This window comes from Deinococcus metalli (assembly GCF_014201805.1).
Classification (GTDB): Bacteria; Deinococcota; Deinococci; order Deinococcales; family Deinococcaceae; genus Deinococcus; species Deinococcus metalli.
This window is the reverse complement of the sequence record NZ_JACHFK010000006.1, coordinates 118374-137353: the sequence shown is the minus strand read 5'-3', so window position 1 is coordinate 137353 and position 18980 is coordinate 118374. Positions and strand designations below refer to the sequence as shown.

Annotated in this window: 14 protein-coding genes and 2 tRNA genes; 5 read left to right on the top strand and 11 right to left on the bottom strand. The window is 69.0% G+C overall.

The features are described from left to right. Positions 1-19: 19 nt before the first annotated feature. From HNQ07_RS13020 to HNQ07_RS13005, 4 genes are all read right to left on the bottom strand, one after another. On the bottom strand, positions 20-1750 hold the full coding sequence (locus tag HNQ07_RS13020; protein WP_184112428.1) for a GAF domain-containing sensor histidine kinase: 1731 nt from the start codon (positions 1748-1750) through the stop codon (positions 20-22). Between the two features lie 111 nt (positions 1751-1861). Continuing rightward, positions 1862-2620, bottom strand: coding sequence for an RNA methyltransferase (locus HNQ07_RS13015; protein WP_184112427.1), 759 nt, complete (start codon positions 2618-2620; stop codon positions 1862-1864). Positions 2621-2748: 128 nt separating this feature from the next. After that, entirely contained in the window at positions 2749-3579 is an 831-nt protein-coding gene (locus HNQ07_RS13010; protein WP_229831979.1) for a hypothetical protein, read from the bottom strand. Next, positions 3572-4930 (bottom strand): glycogen synthase, encoded by a 1359-nt coding sequence (locus HNQ07_RS13005; RefSeq protein ID WP_184112426.1) that lies wholly within the window; start codon positions 4928-4930, stop codon positions 3572-3574. Before HNQ07_RS13005 ends, HNQ07_RS13010 begins: the two co-directional genes overlap by 8 nt. Before the next feature lie 101 nt (positions 4931-5031). Between HNQ07_RS13005 and HNQ07_RS13000 the strand changes: the two genes are divergently transcribed. Beyond that, a tRNA-Ile gene (locus tag HNQ07_RS13000) sits at positions 5032-5107 on the top strand. Between the two features lie 19 nt (positions 5108-5126). Continuing rightward, a tRNA-Val gene (locus tag HNQ07_RS12995) sits at positions 5127-5201 on the top strand. A 1062-nt stretch (positions 5202-6263) separates the two neighbouring features. On the opposite strand, the gene HNQ07_RS12990 is transcribed toward HNQ07_RS12995, so the two are convergent. The 5 genes from HNQ07_RS12990 to HNQ07_RS12970 all read right to left on the bottom strand — a co-directional run bounded on the left by HNQ07_RS12990 (position 6264) and on the right by HNQ07_RS12970 (position 11730). Further along, complete coding sequence (locus HNQ07_RS12990; protein ID WP_184112425.1) at positions 6264-6950, bottom strand: prepilin-type N-terminal cleavage/methylation domain-containing protein; 687 nt, start codon at positions 6948-6950, stop codon at positions 6264-6266. Continuing rightward, positions 6947-7405, bottom strand: coding sequence for a PulJ/GspJ family protein (locus HNQ07_RS12985; RefSeq protein WP_184112424.1), 459 nt, complete (start codon positions 7403-7405; stop codon positions 6947-6949). The genes HNQ07_RS12990 and HNQ07_RS12985 overlap by 4 nt, the downstream gene beginning before the upstream one ends. A gap of 3 nt (positions 7406-7408) precedes the next feature. Next, positions 7409-7879 (bottom strand): pilus assembly FimT family protein, encoded by a 471-nt coding sequence (locus HNQ07_RS12980; RefSeq protein WP_260322917.1) that lies wholly within the window; start codon positions 7877-7879, stop codon positions 7409-7411. Continuing rightward, positions 7879-9450, bottom strand: coding sequence for a hypothetical protein (locus HNQ07_RS12975; RefSeq protein WP_184112422.1), 1572 nt, complete (start codon positions 9448-9450; stop codon positions 7879-7881). Before HNQ07_RS12975 ends, HNQ07_RS12980 begins: the two co-directional genes overlap by 1 nt. 795 nt (positions 9451-10245) lie before the next feature. Next, positions 10246-11730, bottom strand: a complete 1485-nt coding sequence (locus HNQ07_RS12970) for a potassium/proton antiporter (protein WP_184112421.1) — start codon at positions 11728-11730, stop codon at positions 10246-10248. A gap of 358 nt (positions 11731-12088) precedes the next feature. On the opposite strand from HNQ07_RS12970, the gene HNQ07_RS12965 reads away from it, so the two are divergent. After that, the gene (locus tag HNQ07_RS12965) at positions 12089-12775 is read left to right on the top strand and encodes an N-acetylmannosamine-6-phosphate 2-epimerase (protein ID WP_184112420.1); all 687 of its coding nucleotides are present in this window, start codon (positions 12089-12091) and stop codon (positions 12773-12775) included. Between the two features lie 210 nt (positions 12776-12985). Here HNQ07_RS12965 and HNQ07_RS12960 read toward each other — a convergent pair whose 3' ends face one another. Then, positions 12986-15124, bottom strand: coding sequence for a putative bifunctional diguanylate cyclase/phosphodiesterase (locus tag HNQ07_RS12960; RefSeq protein ID WP_184112419.1), 2139 nt, complete (start codon positions 15122-15124; stop codon positions 12986-12988). Positions 15125-15446: 322 nt separating this feature from the next. Here HNQ07_RS12960 and HNQ07_RS12955 point away from each other — a divergent pair, with 322 nt between their 5' ends. Beyond that, positions 15447-15767: a hypothetical protein gene (locus HNQ07_RS12955; protein WP_184112792.1), complete on the top strand. Its 321-nt coding sequence runs from the start codon at positions 15447-15449 to the stop codon at positions 15765-15767. A 20-nt stretch (positions 15768-15787) separates the two neighbouring features. Beyond that, on the top strand, positions 15788-17311 hold the full coding sequence (locus tag HNQ07_RS12950; protein WP_311733225.1) for a potassium/proton antiporter: 1524 nt from the start codon (positions 15788-15790) through the stop codon (positions 17309-17311). 90 nt (positions 17312-17401) lie between these two features. On the opposite strand, the gene HNQ07_RS12945 is transcribed toward HNQ07_RS12950, so the two are convergent. Next, the gene (locus HNQ07_RS12945; RefSeq protein ID WP_184112418.1) at positions 17402-18883 is read right to left on the bottom strand and encodes an alpha/beta fold hydrolase; all 1482 of its coding nucleotides are present in this window, start codon (positions 18881-18883) and stop codon (positions 17402-17404) included. Between the last annotated feature and the right edge of the window lie 97 nt (positions 18884-18980).

The window sequence follows — 18980 nt, the reverse complement described above, 5'->3', positions numbered from 1 at the left end:
GGCGCCGGCCGCTCCGCCCTCAGCCCTGGGGCATCTCGGCCTCGATGACCGTGCCGTGGCCGGGCGCAGACAGGATGCGGTACTGCCCGCCGCGCGCCTCGATGCGCTCGCGCATCTGCATCAGGCCCAGCCCGCCGGCCGAGCTGACCCGGCCGCTCACCTGTTCGGGGTCGAAGCCCTGGCCGTCGTCCTGCACGCGCAGCGTCACGCGCGCCCCGCCGCGCAGCGTCACGCTGACCTCACGGGCGCGGGCGTGCTTGGCGACGTTGTTCAGGCTCTCTTGCAGGATGCGGAAGATCACGGCCTCGTCGCCGGGCGACAGGTGAATCTCGCCGCTGACGTCCAGCGAGGCGCGCACGCCGTTCTGCTCACCGAAGTCCAGCACGTAGCGCCGCGCGGTCTCCAGCAGGCCGTAGCGTTCCAGATCGATGGGCCGCAGCGCGAAGATGCTGCGCCGCACCTCGCGGATCTGCTCGCGCAGCAGGGCGCTGGCGCCCTTCACCTCGGCCTCGGCCTGCACGGGATCGGTGTGGAGCTGCCGGGCCACCACGTCCAGCTTCAGGGCGGCGAAGGCCAGCGACTGCGCCACGCCGTCGTGGATCTCGCGCGCAATCCGGGCGCGCTCGTCCCCGATGGCGAGTTCCTCGGAGTACAGGTACGCGCGGGCGTTGCGGACCGCCAGCGTGGCCTGGCCGGCCATCAGGGCCAGCAGCGGCAGCCGCGCGTCGTCGAAGGCTCCGGCATCGTGGTGACCGAAGACCAGCACCCCCACCAGGCCGTCCTCGTCGCGCATGGACAGGCCCAGCACGCTGCGCACGCCCGGGAAGACCTCGCCGGCGGCCGGACCATCGGTGATCAGCGGCAGCATGGACGCGGCGACGTGGGCCGCAAAGGCGGGCGCGGGCATGCCGCCGGGCGCCTCGCCCAGCCGGTCCTGCGCGTATTCCAGCCGCAACACGCCGTCCTGATCGCTGAGGTACGCGGCGCGGGCGTCCGCCCCGACGCGCTCGGCCATGGTGCGGGTGATGCGGGCCAGCAGGCGGCGCATGTTGCGTTCCGCGCGGATGCTCTGGTCCACCGAGTACAGCGTCATCAGGTCCAGGGTGCGCTGCCGCGCGGCCTCGATGCCGGTCGTGACCTCGGCTGCCAGCGCCTGCGCCAGGGCCAGCGCGTCGGCGCTGGGCGGCGTCTCGAAGTGCAGCAGCAGTTCGCCGCCCCCGGGCAGGCGGACGGCCAGGGGGTGCAGGGCAGCGCTGGGCGCGGACAGCAGCGTGTCGCCCCGCGCGCTGCCGCCCAGGCCGCCGGGCAGGCTCAGGGTGGCGTGCGTGGCCCCCGTGACGCGCACCGCGCCGCGCGCGGCGACTTCCAGCACCGCGCCCATGTCCGGCGCGCCGCCCAGGTCGCGCATGAGTTCCTGCACCGCCTGAAGGCGCGCATGCGACGTGCTCAGCTGACCGTACAGGTCGCGCAGTTCCCGCTCGGCGCGCTCGCGGGCGCGGGTGCCCTCGGCGATCCACTCCACGCTGAAGTACGTCACGGCCGGGCCGACCAGGCCGTAGAACAGCAGGTGTGCCCACAGCTCGGCCTGCGTGTTGGGCAGCCGCGAGATCATGAACTCGACCAGGGCCACCACCAGGATGATCAGCGGCGGCAGGACGTTGCGGACCAGCCGCACACGGTCCGACAGCCGCACGCGCGGCGGCGCGGTGGGCGGACGGGACGGCGTGGGAAGGGACACGGGAACCTGCATGGCCGTCCTCAGTCTAGGTGGTCCGCCTCTCCAGCACAGGAAGGCCGGACGCCGTTGGTCGCCGGCCGGAGCACCGCCACGCTCCAGCGGGTGCGGCCACGGGGCGGGGAGTCAGGACTCGCTCTGGGCGTCCGGCACGGCCTTCGCCGCCTGCTCGACCCTCCAGTGCACCTGGCGCAGGAACCCGCGGAACAGCCGGCTCTCGGCGGGGCTCATCAGGGCGCGGTCGAGCATGGCGCGCCACAGGCGCAGGGTGTGCCGCGCGCGCACGGCGTCGGTGTAGCCGATCAGCTGCATGGTCTCGCGCAGGTGGCCGTACATGGCCTCCATGTCCTCACGGGTGGCGGTCTTGCGCCCCGGGGCGGGCAGGGTGGTCGGGGCCTCGCCAGGCGGCGGCGCGTCCTCCACGCCCTGCAGGAACTCGTAGCACACCAGCAGCACGGCCTGCGCGAGGTTCAGGCTAGCGTAGTCGCCGGTGGGAATCCGCACCGTGACCTGACACTGCTCGAGGTCCGAGTTGATCAGCCCGGTCTCCTCCGGCCCGAAGACCAGGGCGGGCGCGGCGGCGGCGCGCACCAGGGGCCGCAGTGTGGCGGGGTGCCGACCCGGGGGCAGGTCCGCGCGGACGCGGGCGCTGGTGCCCACGCTCAGGTCACGGTCGGCCAGCGCCTCGCGCAGCGTGGCGTACACGCGGGCCGAGCGCAGCAGGTCCTCCGCGTGGACCGCCATGGCGATCGCCTGCGGGTCCAGGGGATTGCAGCGGGGCGCGACCAGGCGCAGGTCACCGGCCCCCATGTTCAGCATGGCCCGCGCCGCCGCGCCGATGTTGCCGGGGGTTTTGGGAGACACGAGGACGACGGCGAGGTTCACGCGCCGGATGCTATAGCAGAACCCGGACCCGCCGGGTGGTCTGCGCCCGCTTGGACACCGGCGTGCGTGGGCAGCACGGCCCGCCGGGGGAACCGGTCGAGGGCGGCCGGGGCGCGCCACCGTCCCACCTACCCCAGCGCGAGGATCGGCGTCTCGTCCACCACGCTCAGGCCCAGCGCGAGGTCGTGCGCGAGTTCGGCGGGCGTGTCGCCCCACGAGTCCACGCTGACGCGCGTGACGCCCTGGTGACGCAGGCGGGCGTTCACGGCGTTCAGCAGCGCCGAGCGCAGGGCGGTGTGTCGCCAGCGGGGATGCACGCCGGGCGAGTCCATCCGGCCGACCCCGCCCTCCACAGCCACGCGGCAGATCCCGATGCCGCGCCCCTCCCGGTCAAAGGCGATGGCGCTCAGATGCGAGTCGAAGCCCCCAGCGCCGTCCAGCGCCGCGCTCGGCTGCACCGCGTGATGCCCGACGCGGTCCTCGTGGGTGCCCAGGGCCTCCAGCCGCACGGCCACATCCGGCACGTCCGCCAGCACGCGCAGGGTCACGTCGTCCGGCGGGCTCACGTGCCGGTAGGGCACGCGGCCCTCCAGGCGCCGGTACGAGCCGACCTCGCGGAAGCCGGCGGCCACCAACTCTGCCGGCGGGAAGAGTGTGCCGTCCGCGAAGACGTATACCGCGCCCACGTCGGCGTGTGCCGCCCGCGCGACCGCCAGCGCGGCGGGCACCCCCGCTTCTCCCGGAAACGCGCCGCCCAGCAGTTCCGCGCCGTGCTGCGGGCTGGGCCGCGCGCCCACCGCGGCGCGCAGCGTGTCCTCGCGGTCCACGGCGACCCACCCGGCCGTGCAGGCCGACACCATCCACGCCATGTCCTCCTCGGGCGCTCCGTACAGGGCGGCAAACGCGGGAAGCAGCGCGTCCGGCGCGACCCGCGTCACGGCCAGCAGCGCGTCACTCACGGAGCACTCGGCCGTACAGGTCGAGGTACTCTCCGGCCGGCCCCGCCCAGCTGAAATCCAGCTGCATGGCCCGCCCGATCCGCGCGGCCCACGCGTCCGGACGGCCGTACTCCGCGGTGGCCTCGCGGCACGCGCCCAGCAGCGCGGCCGGCGTGGCGTCCTGAAAGCGGAAGCCGATGTCATGCGGGACGGTATCGACCAGACCGCCGGTCTCGCGCACGACCGGCAGGGTGCCGTAGCGCATGGCGATCATCTGCGACAGCCCGCACGGCTCGAAGCGGCTGGGCATCGCGAAGGCGTCCGCCCCGGCGTAGATGCGGTGCGCGAGGGCCTCGTTCAGGCCCTGCCGGAAGGCCACGCGCGCGTGCTGCGACCACCCGATCAGCGCACCGGTCAGCAGCGGATCGCCGCCGCCCAGCACGACCACGTTCCAGTCCCTGACCAGCTCCGGCAGCGCCTCCACCAGCAGGTCAATCCCCTTCTGGTCGGCCAGACGGCTCACGGTCGCCAGGATCGGCGCGCCGTCCAGACCGAACTCCTCCCGCAGGGTTGCGGTGGCCGCCGCCTTGCCCACCGCGTCCGCGAAGGCCGGGACATCCGGATCGGTCCGCGGGTTCCAGCGCTCCTGGTCCAGACCGTTGATGATGCCGCTCACGCGCCCCTCGCGGGTCAGGCGCACCAGCAGGCCGTCCAGGCCCTCGCCGTACTGCGGCGTGGTGATCTCCAGCGCGTAGGTGGGGCTCACGGTCGTCACGTGATCCGCAAAGGTCAGGCCGCCCTTCATCAGGCTCACGTCGCCGTGAAACTCCAGCGCGTCCGGCCCCAGCGTCCAGTCCGGCAGGCCCGTCCACCGCGACGCCTCCGCGAGATTCCAGCGGCCCTGGTACTGCAGGTTGTGCACCGAGAACACCGTGCGGATCCCGGCCAGGTGCGCGTACGCGACCACCAGGCCCGCCTGCCAGTCGTGCCCGTGCAGCACGTCCGGCACCACCCCCACCGCGCGCAGCGCCGGCAGCACCGCCCGCCCGAACAGCGAGTACCGCCAGACGTCATCGTCGTGGTACAGGCCGGGGCGGTCGAACACGCCCATGCCCACGAACAGGTACCGCACGCCCCCGTCAAGCAGCTCGCCCACGCGCACCTGCGGATTTCCGAGCGCGCCGGAGACCTCCGGCAGCGGCCCCTCCCAGATCAGGGCCGGTGTGCCTGCCAGTCCCTCATACCACGGCGACACCACGCTCACCTGCGCCCCCAGCCGCGCCTGCTCGGCCGGCAGCGCGCCCAGGACGTCACCCAGCCCGCCGGACCTCGAGTAGGGAAAGACCTCCGAGCCCACGTGTACAACTTGCATGCCGCACTCTACCTTTCCGCTCTTCTCGGCCGCACGTTTGACAAGCGCCGTACGCACTCGCTACACTTCCCCTCGCCTTGAAGGCGGGCACTCGGCAGTCCGGGCTCTTAGCTCAACGGTCAGAGCAGTCGGCTCATAACCGATTGGTTGCCGGTTCAAATCCGGCAGGGCCCACCATCACGCAGGCAGCGCATCCGGGCGGTTAGCTCAGTGGTAGAGCATTCGCTTCACACGCGAAGGGTCGTAGGTTCAAGTCCTATACCGCCCACCAACGGAAACCTCGACTCGGTCGGGGTTTTTTCTCTTTGGCACCGCCGCAGGCGCGAGAGTCTCGTCCGACAACGTGCCGAAATCCAAACTGCTATCTAGGGAATGCATACCGCAGCACCATACCCGCACGGTGGCTGATGCCGCATCAAAGCGGCCGCCGACGGTCGCACCGTGCCAGCACAGCACCTGGGACCGCGGTGACCGCGCACAGCGGCAGCATGACCCACGTCACCACTCACAGCGCGTTCTCCACCAGTGCCGAGACCAGTGACGGCAACTCGCGTCCTGTGGTTGTCAGGTACGACAGCAGCCAGGGTTGGCCTCGTCGATGTTCAGGGCGAGGCCGACAGCAGTACGCTCGGGCTTCTGCGGGAGGAGCTCGCCTGGTCTCGTCGTCGTTCAGAAGCCAGTTCCATATCCAAACAGCAGCCACGGCTCGGTCGGGTCGGTCATGGGCAGTAACGAGGGCCGCGACAACCGTGCATGGTATGGGAGCAACGTCGGATCAAGCCGATTTAGAGTTGAATATCGCGGCTGGGCTCACGGCGATCCAACTGGCGGACACCTTCGACGGCGTCTGGGATCACGAGCGTCGTCGCCAGCGTGCCGTGAGATTCCTTACCTGAAGTGTCGTGGACGTCAGTAATGGGCCGAAGGGCACCCTGGACCTGGCAGGGGAAACCGCGATTAAAGCGCTGGGGTACGTCGTCGACGCTATCAGCAGTTCGCCGAACGACACCAAGATGCCCTCTGCGGCCTCATCCCGATCTGCAGACGAGGAAACCGCACACCGTGGCGACTTCGAGCCTCTCACGCACCACTTCGACGATGTCGAGGTCACTTCATGGTTTTCAGCAATGCAGGGGCCACCTGCTTGCGTCGCAGCCAAGCACGGTCCGTGCCTACCGTTGGCTCTCCCCTGCATCCCGCTTCCAGCTGGAGGGTGGTAAGTATCACGCCACTAGCGAGCGTAGATACGCCGTGTTCGGTGCAGGCACAGCATGTTCACCCCTGAGTTCCGCACCCTCTCTCGTCACGCCACGTACGAGCCAGGCTCGAGCCCTCAGTAGATGTTCCGTGCTGTGGCAATCGTGACGATGGCTCCCGCGGTCACTGTCTTCCCCGGAATGTTCTGCGACGGCGTGAGCGAGATGGTGACCTGACGGTACTTGAGGGTGGCGGACGCCTTGTACACGAACGACCCGGCACCGAGGTAGTCACTGACGACGCGCAGCCGTTCCTTACTGGTCACGGCTGTGGCGGGGTCCAGGACGTTCACGCACGCGCTGAACTGCATCAGCACCTTCTGGCTGGCGTTGAGCTGATCGGCGGGCACGGTCGACCACTCAGACCCGCTAGTGGCACTGCTCCGGGTCGCCAGGTAATAGACCACGTACTCGTAGTCCTCTCCCGACGCCGTACAGCGCGTGCCAACGGACTTGGCCGTGTACATGGCCAGCACGTCCGCTCCCGCCTTGGTCACGGCCGGCGAGCCGCTGGTCGGCACGCCGACGGCGACGGTGCTGAGGTATGGGGTGGCGCCGGGGGCGACGATGTACAGGGCGCGGCGCACGTCGTCGGCGAGCACGTTGGCGCCCTGCTGGACGTGATTGATACCCCCGGAAGTCGCCACGGAGGAGGTGGAGATCTTGTTGGTGTTCAGCAGCAGCTGAGAGGCAACCAGCAGGATCATGGTGGCCAGCACCGCCACGATCAGCAGTTCGATCAACGTGAAGCCGCTGGCCTTCATCGCTTGTAGATCTCCGTTCCGTTGACGAAACTCGATCCGCTTGCCGTGGGCGTGTATGTCAGAGACAGGTCCATCAGGGTGGCCGACGCCGAGGCCGTGTAAGCCGTCTTCGACGATTTGGTCCACGTCACCGACGTCTTCGGGGCGAAGGTCGCCGAGGTCATGTCGATATCCGAAATGGTCAGGCTCCAGTTGTAGCCATTGATCTCTGCAGGTACCGGGAACGGTGTGGGCGAGGCGGCGGGGTCGGCGTTGCCGAAGGCAGTGGAGGTGCGCCAGTATTCGGTCACGGACTCGAAAAACGCCTGTGCCGCCTGATTGGCCGCCAGACGGTCGGCCGAGACCTTGTTGGTAGACAGGGACGCGGTGACGGCAGACGAGATCACGACGACCACGGCGAAGATGGCGATGCCGATGAGCACTTCGATAAGGGTCATGCCCTGGGCCGTTTTCATACCTTAGTTCCGGACGACCTTGAGGAGAGCGGCTGGTCCGAGCACGTACACGGACCGGGACAGGCCGTTGCGGCTGATCACGATCTTGATATCAGCCGCCACAGGCGTTGTTGCGTCGTTGGCAAACCCGCCGAACGGGGCCTGCGCCGTGACTGCCGTCGCGGTGCCGGTGCACGCGGGGCTACACGTCAGGCTGGAAATCGTCGCGTCCAGCGTGGCCTTTGAGAACGAGACGCCACCCTGCGACAGGTCGATGGTGTTGGCCGTGGTGTTGACCGTGACAGTGACATCCTTGTTGGTGGTTCTCACCCGGCTGGACGCTCGGTCCAGCAACCGTCCGACTTCTGCGGCCGCGGCGTCCGCCCGGGTCGTGTTGATCCACTTCAGGTAGTTCGCGGTTCCGATGCCCGCGAGAATCCCGACGATGGCCAGCACCACGAGCAGTTCCATCAGGGTGAATCCGGCTGCCTTCATCAGTTGCCCTGCGCTTCCTTCCAGGAGTTGGCCAGGTCACCCATGGTCGGGAGGGCCGAGGAATCCAGGGCCGTCTTCACGTCGTTGTAGAGGCCTGACAGGATGCTGGCGCTGTAACAGATCTTGGCGTCGGTCGTGCCGCAGTACCCCGTCTTGGCATTTCCGGCAATGCTCGTCGGGGGGTTCGAGTCGGAGTTCGTGCCGGTCTCGATGACCACACCCCCGGCGAAGGAGCCAGCGTTGCCGTCGATCTTGACAGACTGATTGTTGCCGATGACGTACAGCAGGCCCTTGAAGCCGCCGTTGTTCAGGTTCAGGGTGATGCAGCTCTGGTTGTTCGTGTTGCAGCCGATGGTGGGCAGGTTGATCACCAGCACCCGCGGCGTGTCGCACGGGGTCAGGCTCAGCTGTCCGCCGTTCAGACTGGTGGGCTCGAGCCACTGGACCCGGCTGTCGGTCGAGAGCGAGGGGCACGAGTCGGCCGTGGTCAGCGCCTTGGTCAGGGTGCTGTCCGCGAGATCACTCCTGAACTTGGTCTTGGTCACCCCGAAGGTGGCCTCGAACATCTTGGCCGGGTCGGTGGAGAGGTAGCCGCAGGTGTAGGTCGTGCAGCTACCGGCCGCGTTGCCCTTGGCATCGGGCGACGACTTGTAACTCAGGATGGCCGCCACCTCCGTGGTGGTGGCCAGCTTGGAGGCGTTGGACAGGGGCACCGTTTTCGACGTCACCGTGGTCTTGTTGCCGTTCGTGGTCGCGACGTTGACGATCTCGTTGACAGCGGTCAGCTCGACGGCGCCAGTCGAGGTGTTCACCTTGGTGACCTTGTACATGGCGTCACCCATGTAGTAGTTCGGGTCGTTCGCCGGGTCGGGCGCGTAGGTCACGTTGTCGTTCAGGGCAGGGAGTGTCGCCGTGGGCCACGTCACCTGATAGACCGCCGGGCTCGAAGTGGACGTGCAGGTCGTGCCGGCCGAGATGGTGCAGGAGATCGTGGATCCCGCCCCCACCGTGCCGGACGCGCCGACCACGTTCGCGCTCCCGCTCACCCCGCCCGGCCCCGTGGTCGCCAGCGCGCCAGCTGCCGCGTCCTTGAGCGTGGTCGCGGTGATCAGGTACGACAGCAGCACCGTCCGTTTCCCGCCCGTCGTCCCGGTGCCCACCGAGGTCAACTCCACACTCGAGCCGCCCTTGGCCACGGCCGTCACCTTGAACGTGCCGCCAGACACCGAACCGCTCGAGTTGGCGAGGTTGTTCGTCGTGTTCAGGCGGTTGGCCAGGTCAATGGCAACGTCGTTGGTGAGCGAATCCCGGTAGAGCTTGCCGGTCGAGGCGAGATTGGTGGTGGTCACGGTCTGGGTCGGCGTAATCAGCGCGGAGATCTTCGCCATGGCGCGTTCGAGGCCGGCGTTCGCAGCGTAGAACGCCGGGATCTTCTGGGCTTCGGCGGTCACGGTCTGCCGCGCCGAGAGCGCGAAGGTCGAGGCCACGACGAGGATCACGCCGATCAGCACGGCCATCGCGAGCACCGTTACCAAAACAAAACCCTCAGAATTCCGTCGACCCGTCGTCATGACCCTCCTCCTTCTGCCTGTCCAACCACCATGCGCGGTTTTTCACGTCTTCACTAGCACCCGAACAGGGTGACAAAGTTGTAAGAACCGAAATGCTTTGTCCGATCCCGGCTCGACGACGGACGCAGCCGAAACGAGGCCGTGCCGCACCGACCGCGGACCGTGGGAAGGGAGGAATTCGGCCGCGAGCGAAACGCCACAGCGACTTCGGAAGCATGATCCCTACTCAGGGTACACCTCAGCTTGCCGACCATCGCTGTGGTCCGTCATAGGCGCGCACAGCGCTTTATCTGGTTGGCGAACGCTGAACGATTTTGAAACGCCCAGTCGGGCATGATGGCGACGGCTGAGCGGAACAACTCACGATAATCAAGTGCGGAACGCACACTATCAATCAGCAGCTAGATCAGCACCGACCTACTAAACCATTTGCATCGCAGATTCCCCGGAACGGGAGCAAAGGCGATATGGCAACAAATATCGCTATAAATTGCGCCCCCAGAGATGGTAGATCGAAGAAAATATTCGTGGATTCAAATGATTCCCGTAATAAAACTATTCGGCGATGTCCTATGATCTGCCTCGTCTCCGCCTTTCTGAGAGTGTAGAGGCCGTGCTTGGTCGAGGTTTTCTGCGTTCACGGGCCGATCACGCCAGCGATTGCACAATGCGTCCATGACGATGATCTCGCTGTTCCGGAAATGGTGTGCGCGGCGGCACTGGTCGGTCTGGAGAGGTCTCGCGACCCTGGCCGAGGCCGAGGGCTCCGAGTAGCTGCCAGGCGACCCACCGCGCTCAGGTGGCCGAGTCGGCGGCTGGCCTGATCCGGGCGCGCACGCGGTCGAGGAACGAGGGGCTGCCGAGCATCTGCAGTTCGTCGCCGGCCTCCAGAACCGTGGAGCCGCTGGGCACGATGTATTCGCCGTTCCGGTGGATCAGCAGGATCAGGGCTTCGGGGGGAAAGTCCAGGCTCACGATGCGCTGGCCGACCACGCGGGAGTCCGGCGGCACCACCACCTCCACCAGGTCGTTCTTGCCGGCGCCCGTGGGCGTGAACTGCAGGCGCTGGGTGTTCTGCCGGGCCGCCTTGGCCTCGTCCACGCCCAGCCAGCGGGCCACGACAGGCAGGGTGGTGCCCTGGATCAGCAGGCTGGTCAGCATGATGAAGAAGGCGACGTTGAAGATGGTATCGGCACCGGGCACGTGCTCGAGCAGCGGGAAAGTGGCGAGGATGATCGGCACGGCTCCGCGCAGGCCCACCCACGCCACCATGCCCTTGTGGGCGGTGGGCACGCGGGCCAGAGAGAGGCTGACGAAGACCGCGACCGGCCGGGCGACGAACATCAGGAACAGCGAGATCAGCAAGCTCGGCACGGCGAGCTGCACCACCTTCGACGGGAAGACCAGCAGCCCGAGCAGCAGGAACATGCCGATCTCGAGCAGGTACGTCAGGCCCTCGTGCCACTGGCGCAGCGAGCGCCTGTGCACGAAAGCGCTGTTGCCCAGCACCACGCCCGCGATGTACACCGCCAGGAAGCCGCTGCCGCCCACCAGAGCGGTAGAGGCGTATACCAGGCCCACCAGGGCGACGGACAGCACGGTGTACAGTCCATCCGAGGGCAGGTTGATGCGGTTGAAGACCCGCACGGCCAGCCGGCCCATGCCGAGCCCGATCACGCCGCCCAGGACCATCTGCTTGAGGAACAGCGGAACCACGCCGGTCCACGGCGTGCCGGGGTGGGCAATCAGCGACGTCAGCCCGATGACCAGGAACACAGCCATGGGATCGTTCACGCCGGACTCGAATTCCAGCATGGGCCTGATGCGGCCCTTGAGGCCCAGCGCGCGTTCCTTGAGCACCGAGAATACCGCGCTGGCATCGGTGCTGGACACAACGGCGCCCAGCAGGATGCTGGTCAGCCACGGCAGCGCGAGCAGGGCGTGGGCGACCACCGCCACCAGACCGGTCGTGAGCACCACGCCGAGGGTGGCGAGCAGCAGGCCGTCGCGCAGCACCGGCCGGGTGTACCGCCAGTCGGTTTCCAGGCCACCGGAGTACAGGATGAACGCCAGGGTCAGGATGCCCACCGCCTGTGTCAGCGGATAGTTCTCGAAGTCGATCCCGCCAGGGCCCTCGCTCCCGGCGAGCATCCCGATCCCCAGGAACAGCACCAGGCCCGGGATACCCAGCCGACCGCCGAGCTTGCTGGCCACCAGTCCCAGAAGCAGCAGGACCGAGATCAGGAAGACCGGGAGGTCGATGGGATTGACGTGATTCATCGCCTCCACCTTAGCGGTGACGGCTGGCCGGGAGACGCCGCGCCAGCGCATGCTTGAGGTGCCCGCGCGGCGCCTGACATCCACGATCCTGGACGCTGACCGCGTTCGGCAACTCCGAGCACCTCGCCCTTCAGACCGTTCCCGACACCGGGCAGGTACGGGTCCGGATAGAGGCCGCCGGCACCAGGTCCGCCGAAGACACCATCCCCGAGGGCGTGATTCAGCGGGTGATGCCCGTCACGCTGCCCACCGTTTCCGTACGCCTTCTGGACTGCCTGAACTTCCCGCGGCGACCGGTGGTGGCAGAGCGGTCACGGTGCGGCTGCGCACGCGGCGAGGCCAGGCTATGCTCGTGGGGATGCCTGCACCCGTTCTCGACACGCTGCGCGGGGGGCTGGTGGTGTCCTGCCAGGCCAACCCCGGCAGTCCCCTGCGCGATCCATTTATCATCGGCCAGCTGGCCCTGGCGGCTGTCATGGGCGGCGCGCGGGGCGTCCGCATCCAGGGGTTCGCGGACGTGGAGGCCGTCCGGGCGGTGACGGACGTCCCCATCATCGGCCTGACGAAGACCGACCGGGACGACACGGACGTGTACATCACGCCCACGGCGGCCGAGGGCGTGCGGCTGGCCGAGCTGGGCGCGCAGATCGTCGCGCTGGACGCCACCCGTCGGCCGCGGCCGGAACCGCTGGCGGAGATGATCGGGACGATCCACGCGGCCGGCGCGCAGGTGATGGCCGACATCAGTACGCTGGATGAGGCCCTGGCCGCCATGGACGCCGGAGCGGACATTGTGGGCACCACCCTGAGCGGCTACACGCCCTACAGCCGCCCTGGCCCGGACCCCGACTGGACGCTGCTGGACGAGTTGCGTGTGGCCGGTGTGCCCTTCGTCGCCGAGGGCCGCCTGAACACCCCCGCCGACGCGGCGCGGGCCCTGACAGCCGGCGCGGCCTTCGTGGTGGTGGGCAGCGCCATCACCCGGCCAGACGTGGTGACCGGGTGGTTCGCGCGGGCCGTGCAGGACGCCACGCAGTCTTCCTGAAGACGCCGGCCAGAGTGGTGAACTATGGCCCATAACCGCGCGCCCGGGCGCGGCTCCCGGGTTGATGGACTCAGAGCGGTGCCCGGATGAAGTGAAAGGGAATCCCGTCCATTCATCCGGTACGAGCAGTGCGAAGAACCGCGACGAACAGCGGCCGGCGTGGCGTCACTGCGGGGATAGCATCCCCATGGGCGGAACGGCCTAACGCTATCAGCCCGGCGAGACCGTGTGCCCGACATTGCGGAGGCGCTGCGTGATTTCGTCGGGCCGCTCCGGGCGACCCATCAGGTAGCCCTGGACCGTGCGGAAGCCGAGGGACCGCAGGGCGGCCAGTTGCGCCTCGGTTTCCACCCCCTCGACAATCACCGGGATCTTCAATCCCCTGGCCAGGGCAAGCAGCGCTCTCAGCACCTGCCACGACGCCGGGTCCTCCGTGACGCCGGCCAGGAGGCCCCGGTCGAGCTTGACCTCCTGCAGGGGCAAGGTCATCAGGGACGCGACCGCCGACTGCACGGCCCCGAAGTCATCGAGCGACAGCTGCACGCCCAGCGCCCGCAGTCGCCGGAGCTGCTCGGCCGCCAACACGGGGTCCCGGACAGGAAGGCGCTCGGTGACCTCAAGCTTCAGGAGCTGCGGCAGCAGACCGTGCCGGCGCAGCGTGGCCTGCACGGTCTCCGGGAACTCTGCCCGCATCAGCTGACTCGGGGACACGTTGACCGCCACCGGCACGCGCAGATTCCACTCGGCCGCCTGCCGGCACGCCTCGTCGAGCGCCCACGCGCCCAGCGGCACGATCAGACCCGTCTCCTCGGCCACCGGTATGAATTCGGAGGGACTGACCACGCCCAGTTCCACGTCCGTCCAGCGGGCCAGGGCCTCCAGTCCCATCAGGTGCCCGCTCAGGGCGTCCACCTGCGGCTGGTAATGCAGGGTGAGGCTCTCCTCCAGGATGGCCGCGCGCAGCCGCGTCTCCATATGCAGCCGCGCGCCGGCCGCGGCGTCCATATCGGCCCCAAAAAACCGGACGGCATCCTTGCCCGCCTTCTTGATCTCGTACACGGCGAGGTCGGCGCGCTTCAGCAGATCCTCGGCGGTCACGGCGTCCTGCGGAAACAGACTGATCCCGACACTGCACTGGATCGTCACGGCCTGGCCACCCACAAAGATGGGGGTCAGGACGGTCTCCCTCACGCGCCGGGCAATGCGCGCGGCATGGTGCGCGCCGCTCAGGTCCGGCAGGACCGCCACAAACTCGTCCCCGCCGACCCGGGCCACCGTGTCTCCGGGCCGCATGACTCCCGCCAGGCGCCGCGCCACTTCCCGCAGCAGGTCGTCGCCCGCCGCGTGCCCAAGCGAGTCGTTCACACGTTTGAAGTGGTCTAGGTCCACGAACATGACGGCCAGCTGCGTCCCGTTCTCCAGGGCGCGGCTTCGTTCCTGGTTCAACCGGCTCAGCAGCAGCAGCCGGTTGGGCAGCCCGGTCAGGGCGTCATGGTGGGCATCATGTGCGAGCCGGTCGTTCAGCAGCCGCAGCTCCCGCTCGGTGCGTTTGCGCTCGGTGACGTCCCGGTCGATGCCCAGCACCAGCTCGTGCCCGCTCAGGGTGATCACGCTCGAACTGCTCTCGATGGAAAACACGGTGCCGTCCCGGCGGCGGTGCGTGCCCTCGCCGTGCGCTTCCTCACCTCGGTCGCGCAGCCACTGCAACTGGACGGCGCCCTCGCGGGCCATCAGGTCGTCCTCGTGCAGCACGTCGATGGACTGCCCGATCAGTTCGTGGCGCCCGTACCCGTTCATCCGCGCGAACGCCGCGTTGCAGTCCACGATCCGCCACGGCGTGCCCGGATCGTGAGGATCGATCAGCACGACACCGTCCCCGGACCGCTCGAACAGCGCCCGGAACCGCAGCTCACTCTCCTGTTGTTCCAGACGACTGCGGCGCTCCTCGGTCACGTCCACACCGGTGGCCACGACCAGCTCGATCTCGCCGTCCGCATCGAGCAGGTGGGTCGTCGCCCACGCGATGTGCCGCTGTTCGCCCTGCGTGTTCAACCAGTAGTTGTCGTACCGGCTCGTCGGCTGGCCGGGCGTCATGGCGGCGTACACGGCCGTCGCCCGGGCCACCTCGGGGGCGTCCAGCACCAGTGGCCACAGCACCTGGCCGGTCACGTCCGCTTCCCGGTACCCGGTCATGCGTTCGCACGCGGCATTGAACCGCAGAATCCGCCCGGCCCGGTCGAGCACCACGATGAGGGCCGCGGTGATGTCGAACGCAGCGGCCGTGACGTCATGGGTGGGACGCGGCGACCCGGGCCTCCTCTCCTCCGCCTGTGGTCGCGTCCCGGTCATGCCCCCACGATAGGGAGAGCCCCTGACAGTCATCTCACTGGCCGGCCGCCCTGCTGGATGGAGACGCCGGGACCACCCGTCGCAGCGGCCAAACCCGGCATGAGCGCAGTTCACCTGCCGCACCGCAACGGGGGCTGGTGACTCGGAAGCCAGCCTTCGGCAGCGGCCGATTCCTGTGGACCAGCTTCGGCCGGTCAGTCCCCGGCGTGCTGGTCCAGAACGCCATCACCTTCAGATTTCATGGACAGTCTCTGTCAGACCAACTCATCAAAAGAATGGCAAATTGCCAGCATACGCAGTCATGATGATGGCAGGAGGACAGATGCCAACCAAAGGTTCGACCCGTGTTCAGGCCCTCATCGAGGGCGTCCTTGAAGAGCGCGCAGCCCGGGGTGTCGGCGGCGATCTGCCAGAGAGCAAGGTCACCGTCCGCCTCAGCGCCCCCGACGCGTTCTGGCTCGCGCAACTGGCCGAACTCATGGACGCCAGCCGGACCCGCGCGGCGGCCCAGCTGCTCTCCGCCGCGATCCGCGACGCCGCCCATACCGCCCACCTGCCGACCGAGGGCGACGCCTTCCGTGACGCACTGCGCGCCTTCATGGAACACGAACTGCACCCCGACACGGATAAATCCCCGCCCTGACCCCGGCGCGCCCGTGACCCATATCACGGCGCCGGTCCTCACCCACACCGAAGGAGACGATTCCCCTGAACACCGGACTGATACTGCTCGTGGGCGGCGGTCTCCTGCTGCTCAGTCTGCTGGCCAGCAAGGTCGGCGGCCGCCTCGGTCTGCCCGGCCTGCTGCTCTTCGTCATCATCGGCATGCTGGCCGGTACGGACGGCCTCGGCGGCATCGCCTTCGAGAATTACGAGATCACGCAGTTCGTCGGCATCGTGGCCCTCGCGTTCATCCTCTTCACGGGCGGTCTGGAGACGTCGTGGCGGACCACCCGGCCCGTGCTGTGGACCGGCATCTCCCTGGCGACCCTCGGGGTCGTCCTGACCACCGGACTCGTCGGCGTGGCCGCCCACTACCTCTTCGGCCTGCCCTGGGTCGTCGCCTTCCTGCTGGGCGCCATCGTGGCCCCGACGGATGCCAGCGCCGTGTTCTCCGTGCTCAAGGAGCGGGCGCTGGGCCTCAAGGGCCACATCCGCCCCGTGCTGGAATTCGAGTCCGGCATCAACGATCCGACCGCCGTGGTGCTGGTGATCGGCCTTACCGAGATCGCCACGCACCCGGACACGCCCCTGCTGTCCGTCCTGGGCGAGTTCGCGACCGAGATGGTACTCGGCGGCGTGTTCGGCATTGTGCTCGGACGACTCGCCGTGCGGCTGATCAACCGCATCAACCTCCCGCTGGACGGTCTGTACTCGGTCCTGACCGTCGCCATCGTGGCGGCCATCTACGGCGTCACGTCGGCCGTGCACGGCAGCGGCCTGCTGGCGATCTACATCGCAGGCGTCGTGCTGGGCAACAGCGAGTTCGTCCACAAGCGCTCGCTCCGGCATTTCCACGAGGGCCTGACCTACCTGCTGGAAGTGGGCATGTTCCTGCTGCTGGGCCTGCTCGTGTTTCCCCGCCAGCTTCCCGAGGTCGCCGTCCCGGCCCTGCTGCTTGCCGCAGTTCTGGTGCTCATCGCGCGTCCTGCCGCGGTCTTCGTGAGCCTGCTCGCCACGCGGATGCCCGCCGCGCACAAGGCCATGATCGCGTGGGTGGGTCTGCGGGGGGCGGTGCCGGTGGTGCTCGCCACGTTTCCCCTGCTGGCCGGCGTTCCCGGGGCGTCCCTGCTGTTCAACGTGGCGTTCTTCCTAGTGCTGGTGTCCATCCTCGTCCAGGGCACGTCGCTGCCCTTCGTGGCCCGCTGGCTGAAGGTGAACGCCCCGCTGAGCGCCCACACCGTGATGCCGCTCGAGTACACGCCGACCGGTGCCGGGAAGAACGACCTGATCGAGGTGACGGTGCCGACCGCGTCGGGGGTGGTCGGGACGCGGATCATGGACCTGGGCCTGCCGCCCGACGCGCTGATCGTCCTGATCTACCGCGAGCAGCAGTACGTCATCCCCCGCGGAACGACGCCCCTGCACGCCGGCGACGTGCTACAGATCCTGGCCGCCCGTCCCGCCGCGGAGATGGTGCAGGCCCGCGTGAACGCCTCCGGCCCATTGCCGTCCGGAAGCAGCTAGGCCGCCGGCGCCCGCTCCGAGGTCGGCCCAGACCAAAGGAGCCCAGGGCGCTGCAGTGGCGAATCCGTCCTTCACGACGCCTTCGGCAGTTCACCTCCGCAGCGGGGCCATCCATGCAAGGATCCAGCGGGCCACCTGGTCGCTGCGCGCGGCGACGATGTCCAGGTGGGTCGCGCCGGGCACGGTGTGGGTGGTCAGGGTGGCGCGCGTGCCCGCCGCGTACTCGCGGTAGTCGGCTTCACGGGTCACGCCGTCCTGCGCGGCGATGCCCAGGATGGGCAGGGCCAGCGACGCCGCGTGCCACACCGGCAGGGTCGTCTCGAAGGGCGTGCCGCGCGTGCCGCGCCGGGCGGCGGCCACGTCCAGCGTCAGGCGGGTGGGAAAGTACCACTCCGAATAGTCGGCCAGGGGCGTCCAGTACCGGCGCACGAAATCCACGCCGTCGGTGGGGGCGGCCGGGTCGTCCTGCCAGCCGACCGGGCGGCCCAGGTCCTGCGGCCCGAGCAGCCAGTGGCTGTCGCGGCCGCCTAGGGCGAGGGCCGCGAGGCTGGGCGCCTCGACAGCGTTGGTGGGGTGGCCGGTATGGAGGGTCAGGAAGGGCAGCAGCGCGTAGCGGTCTTCGAGCTGCACCAGCGCCGCAGCGAGGTTCGTGGCGGGATAGCGCGTCAGGGCGCCGGCCGGTGCGGGGGCGTCGGGATGGGCGGCCGCGAGTCGCGCCTGCGCGTCTGCCTGGGCGGCGAGTTTCGGGCCGAAGATCGCGGAGTCCACGTAGGGCTGCCGGCCCAGTTGCGTCAGACCGGGCAGCGGACCCAGGGCGTTCAGGCCGCCCTGCTGGTACTGGTCGGGGGTGAAGGGGCGGTCCGCGAGGACACCCGGCAGGCCGTCCAGCATGACCAGGCCGCGCAGGTCCGTGGCGCCCACGTACCCGGAAAAGTCGTACGCGGCGTACAGGCCGCTCAGGCTGGCGCCCAGCGAGTGCCCGCCCAGGAACACGTTGGGCGTCACGCGCCGGGCCTCGCGCACGGCCACGCGCCAGTCGCGCAGCGTGACGTCCAGGCCCCACTCGCGCATGAACGCCACGCTGTCCGCCGTCCGCACCGGCAGGCCGTCACGGGCGATCCGGGCGAGGTCCGCCGGCGTCGCGCGGGCGAGGTCCGCCTGGGGTTCCAGGGCGTTGCTGCGCCGGTCGACCGCCCACACAGCGAGCTGCGGGTCGAGCGCCACGAGCTGCCGGGCCAGCCGGTCGAAGCTGCCCGCGCCGCCCAGGTACCCCGGCATCAGCAGCAGCACGGCGCGCGGCTGGGCCGGGCCGTAGCGCACGGTGATACTCACGTTGTACTCGGCGGGCGTGCCGGGCACGCTCTCGCCCACCCGCTGAACGCGCACGGCGGGCACCCGCGCCAGGGCAGAGTCGGTCGGGGTGGGAGGCAGCCGGGGCGTGGTGGTCTGCGTCAGCGCTGCCTGGACGGCGTCGGTCGCGGTGAGGTCGGGTTCGTCTGCTCCCGCGGCGCATCCCAGCGCGAGCCCCAGGGCGGCGAGGAAGGGGGCGACACGGCGCCGGGCGGCAGGCATCCATTCATGGTGGAGGTCCGGACGGACCGGATGGTGCGCCGGGCACCATGATCCCTTGGAGCACCCTGCACCTGCGCTTCATGTGCCGGGGGCACCC